The 20,331-nt window shown below is 43.7% G+C and carries 15 protein-coding genes and 2 pseudogenes; 11 read left to right on the plus strand and 6 right to left on the minus strand.

Annotation, left to right across the window (positions count from 1 at the left end; all coding sequences use genetic code 11):
• Positions 1-168 precede the first annotated feature (168 nt).
• Positions 169-1,359: a mannonate dehydratase gene (gene uxuA, locus OGX95_RS08465; RefSeq protein WP_286629121.1), complete on the plus strand. Its 1,191-nt coding sequence runs from the start codon at positions 169-171 to the stop codon at positions 1,357-1,359.
• A 70-nt stretch (positions 1,360-1,429) separates the two neighbouring features.
• Here the strand turns inward: uxuA and pdxR are convergent, their stop codons facing one another.
• Positions 1,430-2,911, minus strand: a complete 1,482-nt coding sequence (pdxR, locus tag OGX95_RS08470) for a MocR-like pyridoxine biosynthesis transcription factor PdxR (protein WP_286629122.1) — start codon at positions 2,909-2,911, stop codon at positions 1,430-1,432.
• A gap of 167 nt (positions 2,912-3,078) precedes the next feature.
• Between pdxR and torC the strand changes: the two genes are divergently transcribed.
• The 3 genes from torC to torD are packed head-to-tail and all read left to right on the plus strand — an operon-like array spanning position 3,079 to position 7,342.
• Positions 3,079-4,209, plus strand: a complete 1,131-nt coding sequence (gene torC / locus OGX95_RS08475) for a pentaheme c-type cytochrome TorC (RefSeq protein WP_286629123.1) — start codon at positions 3,079-3,081, stop codon at positions 4,207-4,209.
• 12 nt (positions 4,210-4,221) lie between these two features.
• On the plus strand, positions 4,222-6,720 hold the full coding sequence (torA, locus tag OGX95_RS08480) for a trimethylamine-N-oxide reductase TorA (RefSeq protein WP_286629124.1): 2,499 nt from the start codon (positions 4,222-4,224) through the stop codon (positions 6,718-6,720).
• On the plus strand, positions 6,710-7,342 hold the full coding sequence (gene torD, locus OGX95_RS08485) for a molecular chaperone TorD (protein WP_286629125.1): 633 nt from the start codon (positions 6,710-6,712) through the stop codon (positions 7,340-7,342). The genes torA and torD overlap by 11 nt, the downstream gene beginning before the upstream one ends.
• 55 nt (positions 7,343-7,397) lie before the next feature.
• Here torD and yeiP read toward each other — a convergent pair whose 3' ends face one another.
• Positions 7,398-7,970, minus strand: coding sequence for an elongation factor P-like protein YeiP (gene yeiP / locus OGX95_RS08490; protein ID WP_286629126.1), 573 nt, complete (start codon positions 7,968-7,970; stop codon positions 7,398-7,400).
• Positions 7,971-8,205: 235 nt separating this feature from the next.
• Between yeiP and OGX95_RS08495 the strand changes: the two are divergent.
• Positions 8,206-8,289: pseudogene (locus tag OGX95_RS08495) on the plus strand (YkgJ family cysteine cluster protein); the annotation flags it as partial.
• Positions 8,290-8,324: 35 nt separating this feature from the next.
• On the opposite strand, the gene OGX95_RS08500 reads toward OGX95_RS08495, so the two are convergent.
• On the minus strand, positions 8,325-9,416 hold the full coding sequence (locus OGX95_RS08500; RefSeq protein ID WP_286629127.1) for a DUF4236 domain-containing protein: 1,092 nt from the start codon (positions 9,414-9,416) through the stop codon (positions 8,325-8,327).
• Between the two features lie 396 nt (positions 9,417-9,812).
• Here OGX95_RS08500 and OGX95_RS08505 point away from each other — a divergent pair, with 396 nt between their 5' ends.
• On the plus strand, positions 9,813-10,067 hold the full coding sequence (locus tag OGX95_RS08505) for a YkgJ family cysteine cluster protein (RefSeq protein WP_286629128.1): 255 nt from the start codon (positions 9,813-9,815) through the stop codon (positions 10,065-10,067).
• Positions 10,068-10,155: 88 nt separating this feature from the next.
• Here OGX95_RS08505 and OGX95_RS08510 read toward each other — a convergent pair whose 3' ends face one another.
• Both OGX95_RS08510 and OGX95_RS08515 read right to left on the minus strand, forming a co-directional pair.
• Positions 10,156-11,547, minus strand: coding sequence for a hypothetical protein (locus OGX95_RS08510; RefSeq protein WP_286629129.1), 1,392 nt, complete (start codon positions 11,545-11,547; stop codon positions 10,156-10,158).
• Between the two features lie 713 nt (positions 11,548-12,260).
• A pseudogene (locus tag OGX95_RS08515) lies at positions 12,261-12,608 on the minus strand (thioredoxin domain-containing protein); the annotation flags it as partial.
• Between the two features lie 527 nt (positions 12,609-13,135).
• On the opposite strand from OGX95_RS08515, the gene OGX95_RS08520 reads away from it, so the two are divergent.
• The 4 genes from OGX95_RS08520 to OGX95_RS08535 all read left to right on the plus strand — a co-directional run bounded on the left by OGX95_RS08520 (position 13,136) and on the right by OGX95_RS08535 (position 17,553).
• Positions 13,136-14,671, plus strand: a complete 1,536-nt coding sequence (locus OGX95_RS08520) for a recombinase family protein (RefSeq protein WP_286629130.1) — start codon at positions 13,136-13,138, stop codon at positions 14,669-14,671.
• A complete protein-coding gene (locus OGX95_RS08525; RefSeq protein WP_286629131.1) occupies positions 14,668-15,555 on the plus strand; it encodes a ParB/RepB/Spo0J family partition protein in 888 nt (295 codons plus the stop codon). Before OGX95_RS08520 ends, OGX95_RS08525 begins: the two co-directional genes overlap by 4 nt.
• On the plus strand, positions 15,552-16,433 hold the full coding sequence (locus OGX95_RS08530; RefSeq protein ID WP_286629132.1) for a plasmid partitioning protein RepB C-terminal domain-containing protein: 882 nt from the start codon (positions 15,552-15,554) through the stop codon (positions 16,431-16,433). Before OGX95_RS08525 ends, OGX95_RS08530 begins: the two co-directional genes overlap by 4 nt.
• A 343-nt stretch (positions 16,434-16,776) precedes the next feature.
• Entirely contained in the window at positions 16,777-17,553 is a 777-nt protein-coding gene (locus tag OGX95_RS08535; protein ID WP_286629133.1) for an LEM-3-like GIY-YIG domain-containing protein, read from the plus strand.
• A 239-nt stretch (positions 17,554-17,792) separates the two neighbouring features.
• On the opposite strand, the gene OGX95_RS08540 is transcribed toward OGX95_RS08535, so the two are convergent.
• Positions 17,793-18,407 (minus strand): recombinase family protein, encoded by a 615-nt coding sequence (locus tag OGX95_RS08540; protein ID WP_286629320.1) that lies wholly within the window; start codon positions 18,405-18,407, stop codon positions 17,793-17,795.
• A 360-nt stretch (positions 18,408-18,767) separates the two neighbouring features.
• Between OGX95_RS08540 and OGX95_RS08545 the strand changes: the two genes are divergently transcribed.
• On the plus strand, positions 18,768-20,135 hold the full coding sequence (locus OGX95_RS08545; protein ID WP_286629134.1) for an ApeA N-terminal domain 1-containing protein: 1,368 nt from the start codon (positions 18,768-18,770) through the stop codon (positions 20,133-20,135).
• The last annotated feature ends 196 nt before the right edge of the window (positions 20,136-20,331 follow it).

Consider the following 20,331-nt stretch of genomic DNA (forward strand, 5'->3'; position numbering starts at 1 on the left):
CAGTATAAAGTTATATGACAACAAATTGAATTGGTGTGCCTCATTTATCCGGGTAATGTGAGCTGGATCAATCAATGATGGGCGATGTGTTGATCGTGGACCGGATGCCTGTATGGTAGTCATCATAACAGTCGTTTAATTTGGTATAACAACTTGTGAGGTGAAGCAATGGAACAAACCTGGCGTTGGTACGGACCAAACGATCCAGTGTCGCTTGATGATGTGCGTCAGGCTGGCGCAACGGGTGTTGTGACCGCCTTGCACCACATTCCAAACGGTGAAGTGTGGCCTGTAGAAGAAATTCAAAAGCGCCAGGCGATTCTGGCCGAAAAAGGGCTGACCTGGTCGGTGGTGGAAAGTATCCCTGTCCACGAAGACATCAAAACACAGTCCGGCCAATATCAGACGTGGATTGCAAACTACCAGCAAAGTATTCGAAACCTGGCGACCTGTGGCATTGATACCGTGTGCTACAACTTCATGCCGATCCTGGACTGGACGCGTACCGACCTTGAATATCAGTTACCGGATGGGTCCAAAGCGCTGCGCTTTGACCAGATTGCGTTTGCGGCTTTTGAATTGCACATTCTGCAACGTCCGGGTGCCGAAGCCGATTACACCGCTGAAGAACAGCGCCAGGCGCGGGATTATTTCAATGCAATGACCGCTGCCGATATTGAAAAGCTGACCCGCAATATTATAGCTGGCCTGCCTGGTGCCGAAGAAGGTTATACGCTGGATCAATTCCGCGCGCGCCTGGCGGAATATGATGGGATCAGCAAAGACGATCTGCGCAATAACATGGCTGTATTCCTGCGGGCGATTGTGCCTGTTGCTGAGGAAGTTGGCGTACGCCTGGCGGTGCATCCTGACGATCCGCCGCGTCCGATCCTTGGCCTGCCGCGCATTGTTTCGACTATCGAAGATATGCAATGGCTGAAAGAAACGGTAGATAGCATCAATAATGGTTTCACCATGTGTACCGGCTCGTATGGCGTGCGCGCCGACAACGACCTGGTAAAAATGATTGAAACCTTTGGCGATCGTATTCACTTCACACACTTGCGTTCAACCTGCCGTGAAGAAAACCCGAAAACCTTTCACGAAGGTGCACACTTGCAGGGCGACGTGGATATGGTATCGGTGGTGGCAGCCATTTTGAGCGAAGAGCAACGCCGTAAGAAAGCGGGCGATTTGCGTCCGATCCCAATGCGCCCGGATCATGGACATCAGATGCTTGACGATCTGCACAAGAAAACGAATCCGGGCTACTCCGCGATTGGTCGCCTGAAAGGGCTGGCAGAAGTTCGCGGCGTGGAGCTGGCGCTGAAAAAAACGCAGTTCCGCGATCTGCTGTAATTCGTTCAACACGAGGCCATAAATTGCCGGATGGCGCTTGTCCCGCCCCCGGCAATACTCAGGTGCGTTGTTATTGCTGCAATAACGCACACATCTCCTGCTCCAGTACGTTTAATACCTTTCTGAGGTGCGGCACCTGCAACCCGCCAAAGCCAAAGAACATCACCGCATCGGAATTTTTTTGCCGCCAGGCTGTTTCTGAGCCGTTTTCAATTTCCTGTAATGTATCAAAGCGTACCCCTGCCAGCAGGCAGCGCTGGCGTAGTTTCGCGATGACGTCAGGCGACCAGTTAATGCGTAATGAGAGATGTAACCCTGCCGTGGCACCATCGATCTTTCCTTCAGGGAACAGGGCTGATAAGCCATCACGCAGTAATGCAAGGCGTGCTGCGTAGTTGCAGGCTAGCTTGCCGAGATGGGTATAAAAAACCTGGTTTTGCATTAACTCGGCTAAAAACTGCTGCAATAACCACTGGCTACCATTGTTGTTCAGCGCTTTCATATTTTGAACGGCGGGTAGCAGTTCATCAGGGCAAATGAGGTAACCGAGACGTGCCCCCGGTCCCAGCGTTTTTGAGAAGGTCCCCATGTAGATAACCCGGTTGTGGTAATCCATGGCTTTCAGTGCCGGAAAGGGATTCTCACCATACGTAAATACAGCGTCGTAATCGTCTTCAATAATCCAGGCGCCCACTCGCTGTGCCCACGTGAGTAATGACTTACGTCGTTCAAGTGACAGAATACTGCCCATTGGATACTGATGAGCAGGTGTCACATAACAAAGCTGGGTTTCAATCTCAGGTAAATTATCGGTACACAGCCCGTGATTATCCACGGCAATAGACGTAATATCGGCACCATAATAATTAAACAGATGCCATGCACCAGAATAACAAGGTGATTCGGCGACCACGTGACACTTTTTATTCTGACTTAGCGCATGATGGATAATAAATATTTGACTGAGCAGTGATAATCCTTCCTGAATTCCATCAGTAATGATGATGTTTTGTGCACTGGTATTAATGCCGCGGGATAAATTAAGGTATCTGACAATTTGCTCACGTAATGAAAATAACCCGTTTGGTGAATGATATCGAGTCAGTAGCTGCTCTTTAAGTACGCTGGGGGCATTATTCCATTTACGCCAGCTTGACCAGGGAAACGCATTGGGATCGGGGACTCCCATCCGGCAATAGCACTCACGCCCCATTTCACCGTAAACATCGGTAGAAACACCGGCAGGCTTAGGCTTTATCGGCGGTGATCCTTCCGCAGACGGCACGTGTACCGGGGGACTACGCATAGGTGCCGTAAATGTGACTTCATAGCCGATACCCTGCCTGCTTTTAATAAAACCGGCCGCCATCAATTTTTCATACGCCATGACCACCGTGATTTTGGCCACATTTAGTGTCTGTGCCTGCTCGCGGATAGAGGGCAGTTTATCCCCGCAAAGCAAATCGCCTTGCTGAATTGCCTGAAAGTAAAATTGAAAAATCTGTAATTGTAGCGGGGTGCGACTTTCCCTATTGAGAGACAGTGTCAGCATGAGGAAATTCCTTGTTTAAACAATAACGGCATATTACATGTTTCAGAATATTACTGTTTTGATAAACCTCATAGAGTTAATGCTGTTCCTATAATATGAAATCGCTGTCTCTATTTTTGATTTTTAATATCCCTTAGCGTGACGTTATTAAAAAAATGGAGGCAGGTATGTCGTGGATAAAAAAGAACGCGCTCTGGTGTGCGTTAGGTGGCGCAGTCGTAATGGCCATTGTCATTTGGGGAACATGGCAGGGCGTACATTACACCAGCACTACGGAGTTTTGTTTATCGTGCCACTCGATGCGCACACCAGGAGAGGAGTATAAAACCAGTGTGCATTTTCGTAATGCCTCTGGTGTGCGAGCGGAGTGCAAGGATTGCCACATTCCCCCGGGAGTCTTCCCGACGCTTATCCGCAAAACGGAAGCCTTAAACGATCTCTACCACACCGTTATCTCACCTTCGATTGATACCCCGGAAAAGTTCAATGCCAAACGGGCTGAGCTCGCCCAGCGAGAGTGGGCGCGGATGAGCGCCAACAATTCGGCAGCCTGTAAATCGTGTCACAGCTATGAGGCGATGGATCATGGAAAACAATCCGCCAATGCCGCGGCGCAGATGACGGCGGCAGCGGCGAAGGACAGCAACTGCATTGACTGTCACAAAGGGATCGCGCACCACAAACCGGACATGAGCAGTGGCTTTCGCGAACGCTACAAGCAACTACAACAGCAGGGAGAAAAACGATCAACTGCGACGATGCTGTTTTTGTTAAGCGAAAAAACACTGACAGCGACGGCGGGGGCGCCAGCAGGGAAAGCACTGTTATTTCCGGCAACCCAGGTCAAGGTGCTGCAAAAAGAGGGGAGCAACGTCCAGCTGGAAGTGACGGGCTGGCGTGAAAGCAAGGGGCGTGGGCGGGTGATCACCCAGTATATGGGCAAACGCGTATTTTCCGCGGTCCTTGATGCTTCACTGATGGAAGCCGTGAAAGTTCTGCAAACCCAGACTGACCCTGCTTCACATCAGGAATGGCAGCAGGTGAGCGTGACCGCATGGACCTCCGCGCAGGGACTCATCGATAGCATTACACCGGTGTGGGAGTACTCAGATCAGATGTTGCAATCGACGTGTAGCGCCTGTCACAGCACGCCGCCAGCTACCCGATACACCGCCAATGGCTGGATTGCCGGACTGAAAGCGATGTCGACCTATTATCGACTCAATCCGGTGGAAGAACGTACGTTGTTGAAATACCTCCAGACCCATGCCAGCGATGTGTCTGAACCCAACAAATAATAAGGATAAGATATGGATATTCATGACTTTAATCCGTCCCGCCGTCGTTTTCTGACCGGAATGCTGGCGGTTGGCGCTGCCAGTGCGCTGGCGCCTAACCCGCTGATATCAAAAGTATGGGCGGCGGGGGAAAACCCCGAACAATGGATCCAGTCTGGCTCCCATTATGGTGCTTTTGAAGCCAAAGTGGTTAACGGCGAGTGGACGGAAACGCGTCCGTTCAAACATGATAAATACCCGTGCGATATGCTCAATGCGGTACGTGAAATCGTCTATAACCCTTCACGGGTTCGCTATCCTATGGTTCGACTGGACTGGTTACGCAAGCGTGAGAAGTCGGATCGTAGCCAGCGGGGAGATAATCGTTTTGTGCGGGTTAGTTGGGATCAGGCGTTGGACCTGTTTTATGAAGAGCTTGAACGGGTGCAAAAAACCTATGGTTCATCCGGCGTCTTTACCGGGCTGGCGGATTGGCAAATGGTGGGCAAATACCATAAGGCTGGCGGTGCAATGGACAGAGGGCTCGGTTTGCATGGTAGCTATGTGACGACCGTAGGCGACTACTCAGCGGCTGCAGCACAGGTGATTTTGCCTCATGTTATTGGTTCGCTTGAAGTCTATGAACAGCAAACCTCGCTGCCGCTGGTTATCGAGAACAGCAATACCATCGTACTGTGGGGCTGTGATCCCATTAAGAATTTGCAGATTGAATTTTTGGTTCCCGATCACGACGCGTTTGGCTACTGGCAGCAGATCAAAGAGGCCGTCGCCCAAGGCAAAATGCGCGTCATCAGTGTTGATCCGGTGCGGAGCAAATCGCAAAATTTTCTGGGGTGTGAACAGCTGGCGTTACGACCACAAACCGACGTTGCGTTACTGCTGGCACTCGCACATACCCTGTATGAAGAAAAACTGTACGACACGGTATTCATTAACGACTACACCGTCGGCTTCGAGCAGTTTTTACCCTACCTGATGGGAGAAACAGACAAGCAACCGAAAAATGCCGAGTGGGCCGCGGAAATCTGTGGGCTGACGGCGGATCAGATCCGTGATTTTGCCCGGCTGTTGGTGAAAGGCCGGACGCAGTTTATGGGCGGCTGGTGCGTACAGCGTATGCACCACGGCGAACAGTATCCCTGGATGCTGGTGGTGCTGGCCAGTATGGTCGGTCAAATTGGCTTACCGGGCGGTGGTGTGGGGTTCGGCTGGCACTACAACGGCGGAGGGACGGTGACGTCAGCCGGACCGGTACTATCTGGGCTGGGGAGCATTAACAATCCGCCAGAGGCGAAGTATAAACCGGATTTTCGCGGTGTATCTGAGCATATTCCTACCTCACGTATTGTTGATTGCCTGCTGGAACCGGGCAAAAAAATCGCCTTTAACGGTGAGACGTTAATCTACCCTGACATCAAAATGGCGATCTTCAGCGCGGCTAACCCGTTCCACGCCCAGCAGGATCGTAACCGAATGATCGAGGCGTGGAAGAAACTGGAGACTGTGGTGGTGTTAGATCACCAATGGACCGCATCCTGTCGTTTTGCCGATATTGTCCTGCCTGTGACTACACGCTTTGAACGCAATGATATTGAGCAGTTTGGCACTCATTCGAATAAGGGACTGATGGCACTGCATCAGATCGTCAAACCGCAATATGAAGCGCGGCATGATTTCGACGTATTTGCCGGACTCTGTAAACGTTTTGACAAGGAGGCGGTATACCGGGAAAACCGCGATGAAATGCAGTGGGTACAAACACTCTATGACGAAGGGGTCAAAATGGGGGCCTCGCTCGGTGTCACGTTGCCAGACTTTGACACGTTCTGGAAAGGTGAAGGGTATGTTGAATATCCCGCGGGACAACCGTGGGTTCGTCATGGCGAATTTCGCGATCAGCCCGATCTTAATCCTCTGGGTACACCATCAGGTCTGATTGAAATTTACAGCAAAACGATCGCTGGTTTTCAGTATGAGGATTGCCCAGGGCATCCGGTGTGGATGGAGCCGTTTGAACGTAGCCATCAGGGCAGGAAAGACAAATATCCACTGCACCTGCAATCCTGTCACCCGGATAAACGTCTGCACTCCCAGTTGTGCTCAAGTGATGCGTTTCGCAGCACATATGCAGTAGCCGGAAGAGAACCGCTTTACATCAGCGAGCAAGATGCTGCCGCGCGGGGGTTAAAAGCCGGGGATATTGCGCGGGTCTTTAACGCGCGCGGTCAGGTGCTGGCGGGGGTGGTGATTAGCCCTGATTTTACCCCTGGCGTGATCCGCATTCATGAAGGGGCATGGTATTCCCCACGGGAAGGTGGGAAAGCAGGGACGCTCTGTACCTATGGCGATCCTAATGTTCTGAGCGCGGATATTGGTACGTCTCAACTGGCGCAAGGGCCTTCAGCGCATACCGTGCTGGTGGATGTTGAGCGCTATCAGCAACACGTTCCACCGGTGACGGGATTTGGTGGGCCGGAGAGAGTGAAAGAGGAGGGGGAAAATGCAGCATAACCTTATTTGTCAGCAACGTGCCGCGGTCTATCAGTGGTTTTCGCAATTGCTGTTTCGTGAGCTGGACCAGAAACAACTCGCTCGTCTTGCAAGCGAGGAAAACCGGCAGTGGCTTGCGTCGCTGGCGGGTATCCCCGGGCTTTCGCTGGATGTCAAAAAACTGGAACGCAGCCTTACGCAGGTTCTGCGTCGTGAAAGCCGACAACTGGAGCTGGCCGCAGATTTTGCAACGTTATTTCTGCTGGTGCCGCCTGGCGGTGTTTCCCCGTATGCGGGACATTATCCGCATACAACGGCGGCTGAAGAACGTCGACAAATGAATGTACTGTTGGTTGAACACGGACTGGCTGTGCAGGAAAATGAGCCCTCAGATCATATCGCTATACAGCTGGCGTTGATGGCGAGGATGGTGACCAAAGAGGAAACGCTATCTGCACAATATTACTTTTTGCATCATCACATTATGTGTTGGGCACCCTTGTTTCGTGATAGCTGCCAGCAGCGTGATGAGGAGGGATTCTATGCGCGGGCGGTTAGCGTAATTGTGGGTTTTATACGGGAAGATGAGCAGTATCTGGAATCACTGTTGATGGATGATTTTTATCTCAGTAGCCAACGCTGAAAATGACAAAGGGACAGCCTGTGCTGTCCCTGAACGTCACTGTGCGGCAGAGGTATTAGTCTGCGCGACCCATATAGCGGCGTTCTTCGATATGAATACGGATTTTCTCACCTGCACTCAGATACTCAGGAACCTGGATCACCAGGCCGGTGCTCATAGTTGCTGGCTTGTTGCGCGCACTCGCTGAAGCACCTTTAATACCCGGTGCGGTTTCAACGATTTCCAGATCTACGGTCTGCGGCAGTTCAAGCGCCAGTAATTGGCCGTCCCAGAGCAGTACCTGCATGTCCGGCATCCCGCCTTCCGGGATGAACAGCAGCTCTTCTTCAATCTGGTCTTTGGTGAAGGTATACGGGGTATAGTCTTCTTTATCCATAAAGACATATTCGTTGCCATCGACGTAGGAGAAATCAACCCCGCGGCGGCTCAGGGTGACAGTATCTACAATATCGTCGCCTTTGAAGCGCTCTTCAACTTTCAGACCCGTACGGACATCAGAAAAACGCATTTTGTACAGCGTAGCTGCACCACGTGCGGACGGTGATTGAATATCGATATCTTTTACAATCAGCAGCTTGCCGTTGTAATTCAGTACCATACCTTTTTTAATTTCGTTCGCTCTTGGCATCGAAAAAATCCTGTAGTGAGGAGTGTCTAAAATATCGCGTCAAACTACTCGCGCCGGGGCATTCAGGCAAGCGGAATTCACACTTTTGCTGGTGCAAAAAAGGGGGTATACACTTCGCCCTTCTGGTTGCCTCGTTGTTGGCTGTGCGTCTGCCATCTTGAGGCACGCCGAATGAATTTGTGTATACTGTTCGCTACCTGAACAATCCGATGGTTTACGCTAAAGAGAATACTGTATGGAATGCCGTCCGGATTGTGGCGCATGTTGCACTGCGCCTTCTATCTCCAGCCCTATCCCCGGCATGCCTGATGGCAAGCCTAATAGTCAATTATTCGCAGTATAAAAATGACATAGCTAAGCAGAAATGACTTTTTTGCTAAGTGTTTCAATTGAATGTGAAAAGCTTTCTCCATAGCCAATTTTAGACAGTTGTAATAACTCATTTAGTCCAGAATGACTTGTAAACGAAAGGTTTTCATACAGACATATAGGAAGTTCTGAATTGTCTTTAAATCTTCTGTCTGGGCCTCCAGACTTGTTCACATACTTCCATGTCCTGCCAACGACTATGGCATCTCCAGGTACACCTTCGCTTTCAATGAATCGACTATCACCAACATTAACGAATAGCTGGTTATAACCAACAGCGCCTACACCTTCACGGTCATAAACGAGTACTCTGTCTGGAAAAAAATGTAATGTTTGGCGGCCGACATTGATAGCAATCGTCTCAATATTTGTTTTCACAAAGGGAGGCTTTGATTTGCTGATAGAGGTTACTTTTCTGCGTAATAAGTTACCAGCCCCGGCATGATACTTGGGGTCATAAACGGCACCAGAAGCTTCGATATGCCATACTTTTGAGCAGCTTGCGAGCTTGGCTCCACTATCATGAAGTTGCTGGTAACATGCCATCATTTGATCATCAAAGTCATAAAAAAGAACAGTAGTCTTTCTTAGCTGATCGTACATGTAAGTAAAAACAGAGATTGCTACCCCTACGATAAGTCCTATAGCGAGGCACCACTCAGGCAATGCCTGTGAAAAACCGTAAAGTAACAGCGCAATTGAAAAGCACATGACCAATGGCCATATTTGTGACTTCTTACGTTTGCTGTTCAACTCTTCAAGCAGTTCTCGGGAACTTGAATCAACGATTTCCGAGATATGGGATGACTCGATTTCCTCAAGAGACGCATGTGTAGTGTCATGTTCTATTGGAAATTCGTCTGAAACATGTTGAACCTTCTTTCTGTTCTGTGGGACAAGGCTTGGTGAAAGCGAAGCACGATAATAGACTCCGCCAGCACCGATGTGGATGTAATTTCCTCTTGGGCCAGTACCAAGCCTAAGTCCTTTAATACCAATAGATGCACCGACTCCTGATTTGGATAGGTTAAATCTCATTGGTCCAACGCGAATGCTTTTCTTTATGTAGAAACTCATAGTAACTCCTTGTAAAACGAGGGGCTTATTCATCCTAATCTCGGGCGGTGTAACTCATCAATTTTACTGCAATGTTAAAGGAACATTAAGCCATGTAAGAGGGCCGATGATTATTTATAGAGGAATAGATGCTGGTTGCATGCTATCGATCCGATTGTGTAGTGTGTTAATGTTTAATTCAAATTCAGAGAAATTGAGAGGTCCTCATAGAATACCGAATCGACAGTGGGGCCTGTTGCTCCGCGCCGTCCATCTCAAACCCATCCCCTGAATGCCTGACGGCAGCCTAATTGTCAATTATTCATAGTATGCAACTGGCATGTATGGTTAGACTATCTGATTATGAGGCCTTCTGTTAATGTCATGGGAAGTACAAGGTAGCGTGAGGCATGTCTAATGCAGTGTCGTATTGATTGTGGGGCTTGTTGTATTGCTCCTTCTATATCAAGCCCAATTCCTGGCATGCCTGAGGGGAAACCCGCAAATGTAAGGTGTGTTCAATTAACTGATGACAACTTATGTAATATTTTCGGTTCGGAACTACGACCAAAAGTGTGCGGTAATCTTCAGCCTTCACTAGATATGTGTTCAACGGACCGTGATGCCGCTATGACTTATCTGCTTCATTTGGAGTCCAGTACAACACCATAATTATTTGTAGCACACAATTTCCGGTGAAGCATATTTTGTCTTTATATCAATAAGATAAGGGGGCTCTCATTCTCTTATAGGATAGCTATCATGCAGCCATTTCACTTTCAAAAATGTCTTCCAATTCATTTTGTTGAATTCTATCAGTGGCATCGACATTAAAGTCTGGTTTCAGCTGCTCAATATCAAATTGAACACGATAGCCTGTTTTCTCTGCAATATAATCACTGAGTTCATCTGTATCTACAGGATTGGGGCAAGTGACACCATCATGCTGAAGCAAAACAACATTATCACCTAGAAAGTTAATTATGTGTTGAAGTATCAGTGATTCCGCACCATGGAGAAGATGTGCTAATAATTTTGACTCTTTAACGCATTCTCCATTTTCTGTTCTGGTCTTTACAATCATCCCTGCGTCGTTTTTGATTTTGCAACTCCCTCTAGTCCGTGCTGTATAATCTTCAATCACATAACGTCTCACATTGGTGATCTCCTGAGCTAGTTTACTAATCCAAGTATCCTTGAAAGTCACTTTACTGGTATCAATACCCAGCTTTTTTAGCACCCCGCGAGGACTGAGATTTGAGCCATAGATAAGAGCAATCAAAACCACCTTTGCTTGTTCTTCTGCGCATTGTAACGTAGAGGCTATTTCTTTACGGACCTGTTTTTTGTTACGGACATAATGGCTTATGTAGGGCGTTTTTATACCGATCCGATCGCACATCTGTTCTAGTAAGTTGTAGTGACAATTCTCGATATCCACATCGAACATGCCAGTCAACGCAGTTTTACGAATCTCTCTCTTACAATTTTGAAGATTTACAGGGCCTTCTGCATACAACCGTCCCCCATTACTTTGCACATATGTTATCGGTAATAAACCACTTTTACTCGACTTCGTAAGCGCTAATAGGTATTCAATTTGACTAACCATATTTCTATGGTTGCCGCTCTGCTTAAGTCTCTTCATGTATCGCCAAAGAGACATCTCATTAAGAGGAATTTCTTTAGGAACCTTGACTTCTACATAACATTTATTGCTATTTTTTAATTGGGAGCGTATGCCATTCCGAGGTGGGTTGTATGGTTTTCCTTCGTTATAGAGACCACATTTGCTAGGAACTGCATTGCAACATGCCGAAAAAATGTCATACCCAGCACTAGTCACTCTATATCCGTTAGGCCAATGATCTGCCCAGTAATTACAACTTTTTGTGATTAAAGGAATATCTTTTATCATGTCCTCAAATCTAGAAGCGCTCGGTATATGTTTTCGTCTTTCATAGGAATAAAGTGAGAAAACGTACTCATCTTTGGGATGCTTTCGCCTGTTGACGGCTCCGATCAGAAATTGATTGAAATAATAAGATTTCTCTTTTTTTGAATATCTATTCAATACCTCAGAAGTGCAAACACCTTTATCAACTAATACAGTTTCAATGACTTCATCAAAGTTTCGTGGTTTCAGGTTCATATTACATTCTCGTTTTACAAAACCGTGAAATGGGCTGGAGGCCTTGCTATACACGGGTTTCCGATAGTTTGTTAGTAGTATTTATGCAACATATTACTGGTGTCCCTTCTTCTCTTGCCCCTCCCCCCCCTTTCGGGAAAAAACGAAAAAAGATATAAAACATCGTTCAGATCAGTGATAAGAATAAAATGTTGTTGTAAAGATTATTCATTCGCTGATTTCAAGACGCAATAAAGGCAAAGGGTTTACCGTTAAGGTCAAGAAAGCTGATCTAGAAAGGGATCAATAGAAGGGAGTTGCGGATAAACAGTAGTACATCGTGTACTACGAGAAGCAATAAGTTTGCTCCCTTGGACCAGGTCATCACTTCCTGGCATCACAGTCCAGCTTGGAGAGGTTGCTGCGCCCCGTGAAAATTACGTTGTTGGTATATAGGATATGAGCGATAAGGGGACATTGTCAAATCGGAAAGTCAATATTTATTATTGACTTAGATTTGAAATCCTATCGAAAAAATGTTAACCACACATGATTTTTAAGAGAAAAGGGAATAACACGTTAGCATTGCTTTATCTTCGATTATGGTTAGTTTGCAGCAACCTGTTCATTCTTGGCTATCTGATGAAAGAGCGTGTTGTCTGTTTTGAGCGAGGTATAGATACAAGTATCGGGTAGACTTGCGCCCTAAGATTATAAGAAGGCAGACTACAGCACTTGCTTCCGGTATCGTCAATGATCTTTTCACTACTCTCTTTGGCGAAAGGGCCTTTCTGACCTTCTGGCTAAACATCCCGCACGACTTCTGAGGAACGGCAAAGAGATGGCTCTAGCGGTGTCACTAATACCGGCCGATTAATCAGGAGCAGAAGCATAAATCAATCAGCTCTGCATACGAAAATTTGTGTTCACCAAGGCCAACTTCCCATAACGTTAAACGTTATTACACAACAAAGCGCATATCGAAATTCCGATATCTGAAATCAGGTTGATAAGTGAATCGTGGGCTGGTGGCGTATCGAGGTAAAAATAATGATCGGTCCGTTACCACTGTTACGAATTATATCTTGTGTGTAACGTGAAGCACCACAGGTACTCTAATGCGACTGAAGTATGTTCCGTATGCAGAGCGGCATTGAACGGGTGTACTAAATACAGAACTCCAGACGGTAACTACGCCCGATTCCTCATCGTTGCACCGATTATCAGCTTTGCGTTCTATCTTCTCTTATCTAGTCATTCCCTGAACATCAGCATATGAAGTCATCATCTCTGGCATGTAAAGCCGCCCGATACAGCAACATATAGCCTACTATCCGTTGCCTGCTGCTACCGAAAACAAGATGCTTAGGTATCAGATCTGTGAACATTGTGAACTATTTCACCTCCCATCAGGCCCACATAAGACAGGAGCTTAGATGATGTTTTGGTCTGATCTCTGTTTTTGAACAGTATTGGTTGTTCTAGGAACGGCTTTTTGTAGTGAATTTGCCTTCGTGAAGATTTACTGGGTTTAAAAATTTGCAATAGATTAAAAAATGATCAATTTTTAATTGAACCCACAGCATGCTATGAAGTTAGGATTGGCGATATGAGTATAAAAAGTGATAATAAACAAAGTATTAAAGTTGCTGCCTATCTTCGGATGTCTACTGAACATCAACAATATTCAATTGATAATCAGATCCAATTCATCCAGAAATATGCGGATGATCACAATATGAACATTGTCAGGATCTATGATGATGAAGGCAAAAGCGGTGTCTCTGCTATCGGAAGAGATAACTTCAAAAGGCTTATCAAAGACGTTGTGACCGGAGAATTAAACGTCGGAGCCCTTCTTGTGTATGATGTCAGCCGATTCGGACGGTTTCAGGACAACGATGAAGCTGGATATTATAGTTATCTTCTAAAGTTTCATGGTGTAAAAATCATTTATTGTGCAGAAAATCTGCCAGAAAACTCGCCTGAAATTCAGATGCTTACTCTACCTGCTTTAAGGTATGCTGCTGGAGCCTACAGCCGAAACTTATCTATCAAGGTTTTTGCCGGACATGTAAACTTGGTCCGGAGAGGTTTTTATCAGGGAGGGGTACCTGGTTATGGGCTGCGACGCAAACTGGTCGATAGTGAAAGGAAAGATAAATTTGTACTCCAGGCTGGAGAAAGAAAAAGCCTGCAAACCGACAGAGTCGTGTTGGTACATGGTCCAAATGAAGAAATAAACATCATAAAAAAAATATTCAACCTCTTTATTCTTGATTCTTTTAATGAATACCTTATCGCTGAAACCCTTAATCGTGAGGAACGCACTCGCTGTGAGACTAGGTTGTGGACTCGTAGTAAGGTTCACGCAATATTGACTAATCGTAGACTGACTGGGGACTATATTTACAACAAAGCTTCGTCTAAATTGAAAAGCAAGCGGGTAATTAACCCTGAAAGTGAATGGGTTAAATACGAAGGTTTTTTAGAACCTATAATTTCTGAAGAAACATTTCAATTAGCACAGCATATTATTTTTAATAGAAGTGCCCATCTTTCTGATAATGATATACTTGATTACCTGAAGGATAAATTACGGCAACATGGTAAACTCTCTGGATTTATTATTAATGAAGATCCAACTGGACCTTCGAGTTGCACTATATCACATCGCTTTGGTGGTTTGATTAATGCCTATCAGTTGATAGGTTATACACCAGAAAAGGATTATAGCTATCTTCGTGTTAATAAAAATCTGCGTGAGTTTCACTCTGAAGAAATCAAAAAGATATATGATTTTTTATCCTTGCGTAATATAAGTGTAACTACTGATAATTTAATTTCTATTAACGGTAACCTTAAAATATCTGTCGTGCCATCTAGGTGCAAGGCAATGAAGTCAGGGAAGCTTACTTGGGTAGTTAGGCTGGAGCGAAGCTTATCACCTGATATCAGCATTGTGATGAGAATGAATGAACGTAATACTGAAGTTGTTGATTATTACATCCTCCCTCATTTGGAAAAAATAGAAAACCTCCTTTCTTTGAAAGAGAATAACAGTTTTTTACTCGAGTTATTTCGTTTTGATGACCTTCACATTCTAAAAGATTTATTATCTCATTATCCTATGAGGGCAGCATGATGAATAACCATCCTGAAGAAATTGCATTAATAAAAACATCATTAATTAAAATTATAAATCCACGCTCAAGGAATAAATTCAAACATAGAGAGATAATTGAAAGTATTGATAAGAGTGGTTTAAGAAAACCAATTACTGTCAGAAGGATTAATGATAAAAATTATGAATACGCCTTGGTATGTGGTCAGGGGAGACTTGAGGCTGTGATTAATCTAAATGAGGAGATGATCCCGGCTTTCATCATCGATATTGATGATGAAACGGCATACCTAATGAGTTTGATTGAAAATATGGCTCGTGTTAATCCAAGAGCTGGCGAACAGTTCAATCGAATTAAAGAGATGAAAGCAGAAGGGTTAACCGATAAAGCAATATCAACAGTTACGGGGTTTTCATATGGGTGGATAAGCAGTATAACCATGCTCATTAATAAAGCGGAGAACAAACTACTTGCTGCTGTTGAGTCAGGGAAAATACCAATTTCTCTGGCTGTAGAAATTGCTAAAACAGACCATCAAGGAGCACAGGAACTTTTTGTCCAGGCCTTTGAAAAGGGTGAGATAAAACATAAAGATATTATAAAAATACGAGCTATTCTTGATGCCAGAAATGAAGGTCTGAAAGGTTTTATTGGATCAAGTTTTGGATATGGAAAGAAGAAGAGGGAGCTTACAACGGACGACCTAACAAAACTTTATCAGGAGAACATTGAGAGTCATAAGAAAATAAAGAAAAAGGCATTGTTTGTTGAGGGGAATATAATTCTAGCTCAACAAATAATTCATGAGATTATGAATGACGGAGGATTCCTAAAGTTGGTAAAAGAGGAAGGTATGCTTGAGCACGTTAACTTAATAATTAATAGTAAACATGAGGAATTATGATTATGATTAATTACTGCTTTCATAATGACGCAGTTTTTTTCAAACTTGAATCACTTATACAGACTAAAGTCCTTCCTTCTAACTTTAAGCTAAGCACAAAGTATATGCAGATTAAATCCTCGCTAGAAGTGGTTGGGTTGGTAGAGCCTGTAGTTATTTTTGTCGATAGTGTGCAAAATCATATGAAAATTCTTGATGGTCACCTCAGAGTTGAGGCTCTGAAAGATTTAGGTGAAAGTAAAGTTAAGTGTATAATATCAAGCGTTTATGATACATTCACACCTAATAGCCGAGTAAATAGAATAAATATTATACAAGAGCAGAGGATGATTAAAGAAGCTCTTAATTCCGGAATACCAATCGAAAAATTAAGCCTGGCACTAAACATATCTGTAGATGCTATTAGAGGGAAAATAAGAGTGCTAAATGGTATATCTCCCGAGGTTATTCATACATTCGCTAATCACCACGTCCCTAAAGCAACATTCTATATTCTGAAAAAAATGAAGCCAATGAGGCAGATTGAGTGTTCAAAATTAATGATGAATGTTGAAAATTTTAGTAGTAATTTTGCACTTTCTTTGCTTCATAATACACCTCCTAATTTGTTAATGAAACGATCTGGAAATTTAGATACTGATACTGCTGGTCGCAGAAAGATGTTAGACAGGCTTGAAAGAGAAATGGCTCAAATTCACGTTGACACCCAGAAACTCAAGGAGACTTATGGTGTGAACACCCTCAAGTTAGTAATTGTAAAAACACATATTACTAGCCTGCTCGATAACCCAAAAATCCTACAGTGGCTTCTAAAGCATAAGCCAGATTTTTTGACAGAGTTGAACAAAATTTCTAATATTAATTCTCTTGATGATTAGTGGGTTATATTTACCTAATAATTTAAATTCCCTAATTAGCTCTTTTTCTAATAATGGGTTGTTCTTCGTTTCAGGAATAGGTAAACCAGAAGCTATACCACTGGTGAAATGATAAATCAAACTTTTAAGACATATGTGCGCCGCATGCCACTGTTGTGATTTGATAATCTCAAAAGTAAGTCCTTTTAAGACTCTCGCCCCAGGAGAAAGGGAGGCAGATATAGCGACTTGGTTAGGGTGATGCTATCAGAACGTGACAACGCCGGAGGATGATTTACAAATTGCCAATTGGCAGCTGAAAGTATAACTTATACTCCATTAATTAAGTGATAGGTGTTGTGATATGGATATCAATGAGTTCCCTCCGGGAGTAATCGAACATCTTGGCTGGTATGTATATCGACTGATTGATCCAAGAGATGGAAGTACTTTTTACGTGGGTAAGGGGAAAGGTAATCGCGTTTTTGCTCACATGCGCGGTGAAGTGGCTGCCGCTGATGATGAACTACTTAGTAACAAACTCAAGCAACTTCGTGAGATTAGATTAGCTGGTCTGGAGGTCATCCATGTCATCCATCGGCATGGTATTGCCGATGAAAAGACTGCTTACGAGGTGGAGGCTGCTCTAATCGATGCTTACCCAGGTTTGACCAACATCATGAATGGTGCTGGCAGTAACGAGTATGGTGCTGCACATATCAAAGAACTAATCGCAGTATACCAGCCTGAGACAGTTGAGTTTAAGCACAAAGCTCTGGTGATATCTGTTAACAGAAGTTCAAAGGATATTGATCTCTATGACGCAGTACGCTTCAGTTGGCGTGTAAACCTCGAACGCGCAAGCAAAGCTGAAGTTATCCTGGCTACAGTAAAAGGAATTGTCAGGGGGGTATATATAGCTGATGAGTGGTTAAAATCTACCCGTGATAACTTTCCTGAAATGCGCCAATGGGATGAAGATGATGAGTTTGAACCTACTCAAAGTTCACGCTTTGGTTTTCGGGGAGGCGTAGCATCTCCTGAAGTTGCACAGCTCTATCTTGGTAAGAAGATCCCTGATGACCTCAGAAAGAAAGGGTCAATGTCTCCTGTGAAGTATTCACCAAATTTCGATTACTGAAAGGTAATTGTGGCTTGAGGCCGAATGAATCAGAACGATTCTTCTGGAAACACTAAAGGTGTGTCCAGTTTTTGTTGACCACTACGATTCGTTGGTCTGCTTCACTTCATTATTAAGTGATGCCACCAACTAGAATCTATTCAATAGAAAAGTCTGACTGCTCATCACTCATTGTAGGCGGTTAGATTTGATTGCAGTTTGACTGCTAAAACTGTCAGTTCGAGTCCGAGCTAAAATAATTAGCTTATTAACTCCTTCTTGATTCGGTAAAACGTGGCGCGACTGATACCTGCCGCTTTCATTATGTGAGCTGGTTTAACGTTCTGCACCAGCATTTCGCGAACTGTCTCACGGGCTTCCAGATCTTTTTCTTTCCCCTTATACAAACCTGCCTGTTTTGCTTTCGCGATCCCCTGCGCCTGACGTTTACGCCGGGTCTCATAATCTTGTCGTGCCATTGTCGCAAGGATATCGATCAGCATAGCATTGACTGCCCGAAGAATGCTGCTGGTAAGGTCGTTACCGGACATTTCAACCATCTGCCAGCTTGTTGGTAAATCCATTGATACAATAACCAGTCTTTTACTGTTCAGCTTAGCTTTGAGTTCAGCCCATTCTTCATATTGAAGACGACTAAGACGGTCAATCGATTCAATAAGAAGTAGATCACCGGGTTGTGCTTCAGCCAGTAGATGCATGAGTTCAACACGTTCTAGCTTCGCACCACTTGCATTCTCAATGTATTCTCCGGCAACCGACCAGTTTTTGCTTTGCGCAAATTCGCGCACGCTAACTAATGCACGGTCAGCATGTTGGCCTTCAGTAGATGCACGGCAGTAGATACGGACATTCATCATGGATTATCTTTTAAGTATAAAATCAATACCCATATGATACATCACGTTGTTTTGCTGTCAATAGGGTTGAATTTAACCCTATTGAGACTTTGTGTCATGGTCTTTATCAGGTATACCCTATTGATATCTTGTGATCATGAGCAACTTCCGTTTGAATCTTGGCTAAAATAGCCAATGGGATAAAACATGAGCGAGATACTTCATAATGTCTACAAATCAATATTGGGATGCTGTCTTCTGTGTGTAGCAACGGGTTTATTCTCACTAAAATCATCAAAAGTGATGATCTTTACGTGCTATTGTTATAAACATAATCTAACGAGTTTAAAGTTTGATGCATGAACAGGATGATTGATTATGGATGAGATTGATTATTATACAGATAATGTCAATGAGTGTCTTACAGGGTATGTGACAATAGATGGAGGTAATTATGTTTCAGAATTGTCAATAGATGATGATGGAATAGAAATTCGATTGCTTGATTTTAATAGTAAAATGAATCGTGCATACTCAGAAGTTATGGCATTGAATTCAATTTTGTTTCAGAAAGGCACTCGCTATTATCTTTTGTTTGGTTTGGAATTACATGAAAGCACTTTTATGAGAATGGGGGTTGATGGAAGATTCAATACTTATACATTCTCCGCTCAGGGTTTCTTATATTCAAAATCAAGGGTAAATACTAACTCTTTATTTACCAGTGTAAGCATTCATGGAGAAAACATAAAAAAATGGTCTGGCAGTACTCGTAAGTTAGATAAAATAATAGAATGTGGGCTTAGGTTTTCAAATAAATTACCTAATGATGATGATTGTGTTGAGTTTGAGAAAAATATAGACAGACTCGGAAAGATTGGATTGTATTATTCATATAGATACGGTGGCTTAAGTGGTTTGCATACAGTTGGAATGGACGTTGAACCTCATGTTACGGTTACCTTTGAAAAGCCTGTTGGACTTGATAGGTTAATCGAAAACTATATTGATTTATATATGATATTAAGGTTCTTCATTGGTGGTTCGCTAATGATATCAAATATCAAAACTAATAGTGTTTCTAACTTTGGGCGAGAAGACATTCAGATTTACATAAAAGAAAAAAAAGAAGATCATAAAACTATCAATACTGGTATGTTTTTAACCTATTCGACTATATACCACGATGACTCAGAGAAAAACTTTCCTGATTCTGTTTGGGAGGGATATTTTAATCCTGAAAACCACGAGATCAAAGAACTGGTTAAAAAATATGTGACTTACTCCATGGTTCACAGCAATGAAGAAAAGTTTCTTGGTTTTTATAGGATGATTGAATCCATGACGATAAGAAAATCATGTTATGTCGATGAAGAGTTATTATCAAAATTGTTGAATAGATCAAGGTGTTTATTAGCCAAGAAATTTCCAGACGCACCACTTAGTGATTTCATTCGTGCGATAAAGAGAACAAATAAGAGTAAGCATAATACTGAAAGTTGCATCCATCATTTTATAAAAAGCCTTCCTGAATCGGTTGTTATTAAGTTAGATCTTAAAAAAATAAGTATCAATGAAGTATGTAAGTCACGAAATCAAATTATACACCAGCCATTATTTTCAGAAACACCAAGCAAAATCTATAAACATATGCAGGCTACGGAGATACTTACAAAACTGGCACTATTGATTAGGCTTGGCGTTCCTATGCAAAAGATAGAAGAAATAATTTGTTATCATCGATAAGTGGTGAATATAGCCAATGAACACATACTCACTAAAATTAAGGGTTTTTATTCTGAAAGAGAAAATTCTATTTCCTTTGTTTTATCAACTTGTAATCAATCCTATAGGTCGTGATTTTTCGCTGGTTTTGATTCTGGGTTTTTCTATTTTATACTAAAACTTTACAGGGTTGGCAGAGACTTCTTTTTAGCTGTTT

Origin of the sequence: Citrobacter sp. Cu233 (assembly GCF_030332225.1) — a bacterium.
Taxonomy (GTDB): Bacteria; Pseudomonadota; Gammaproteobacteria; order Enterobacterales; family Enterobacteriaceae; genus Citrobacter.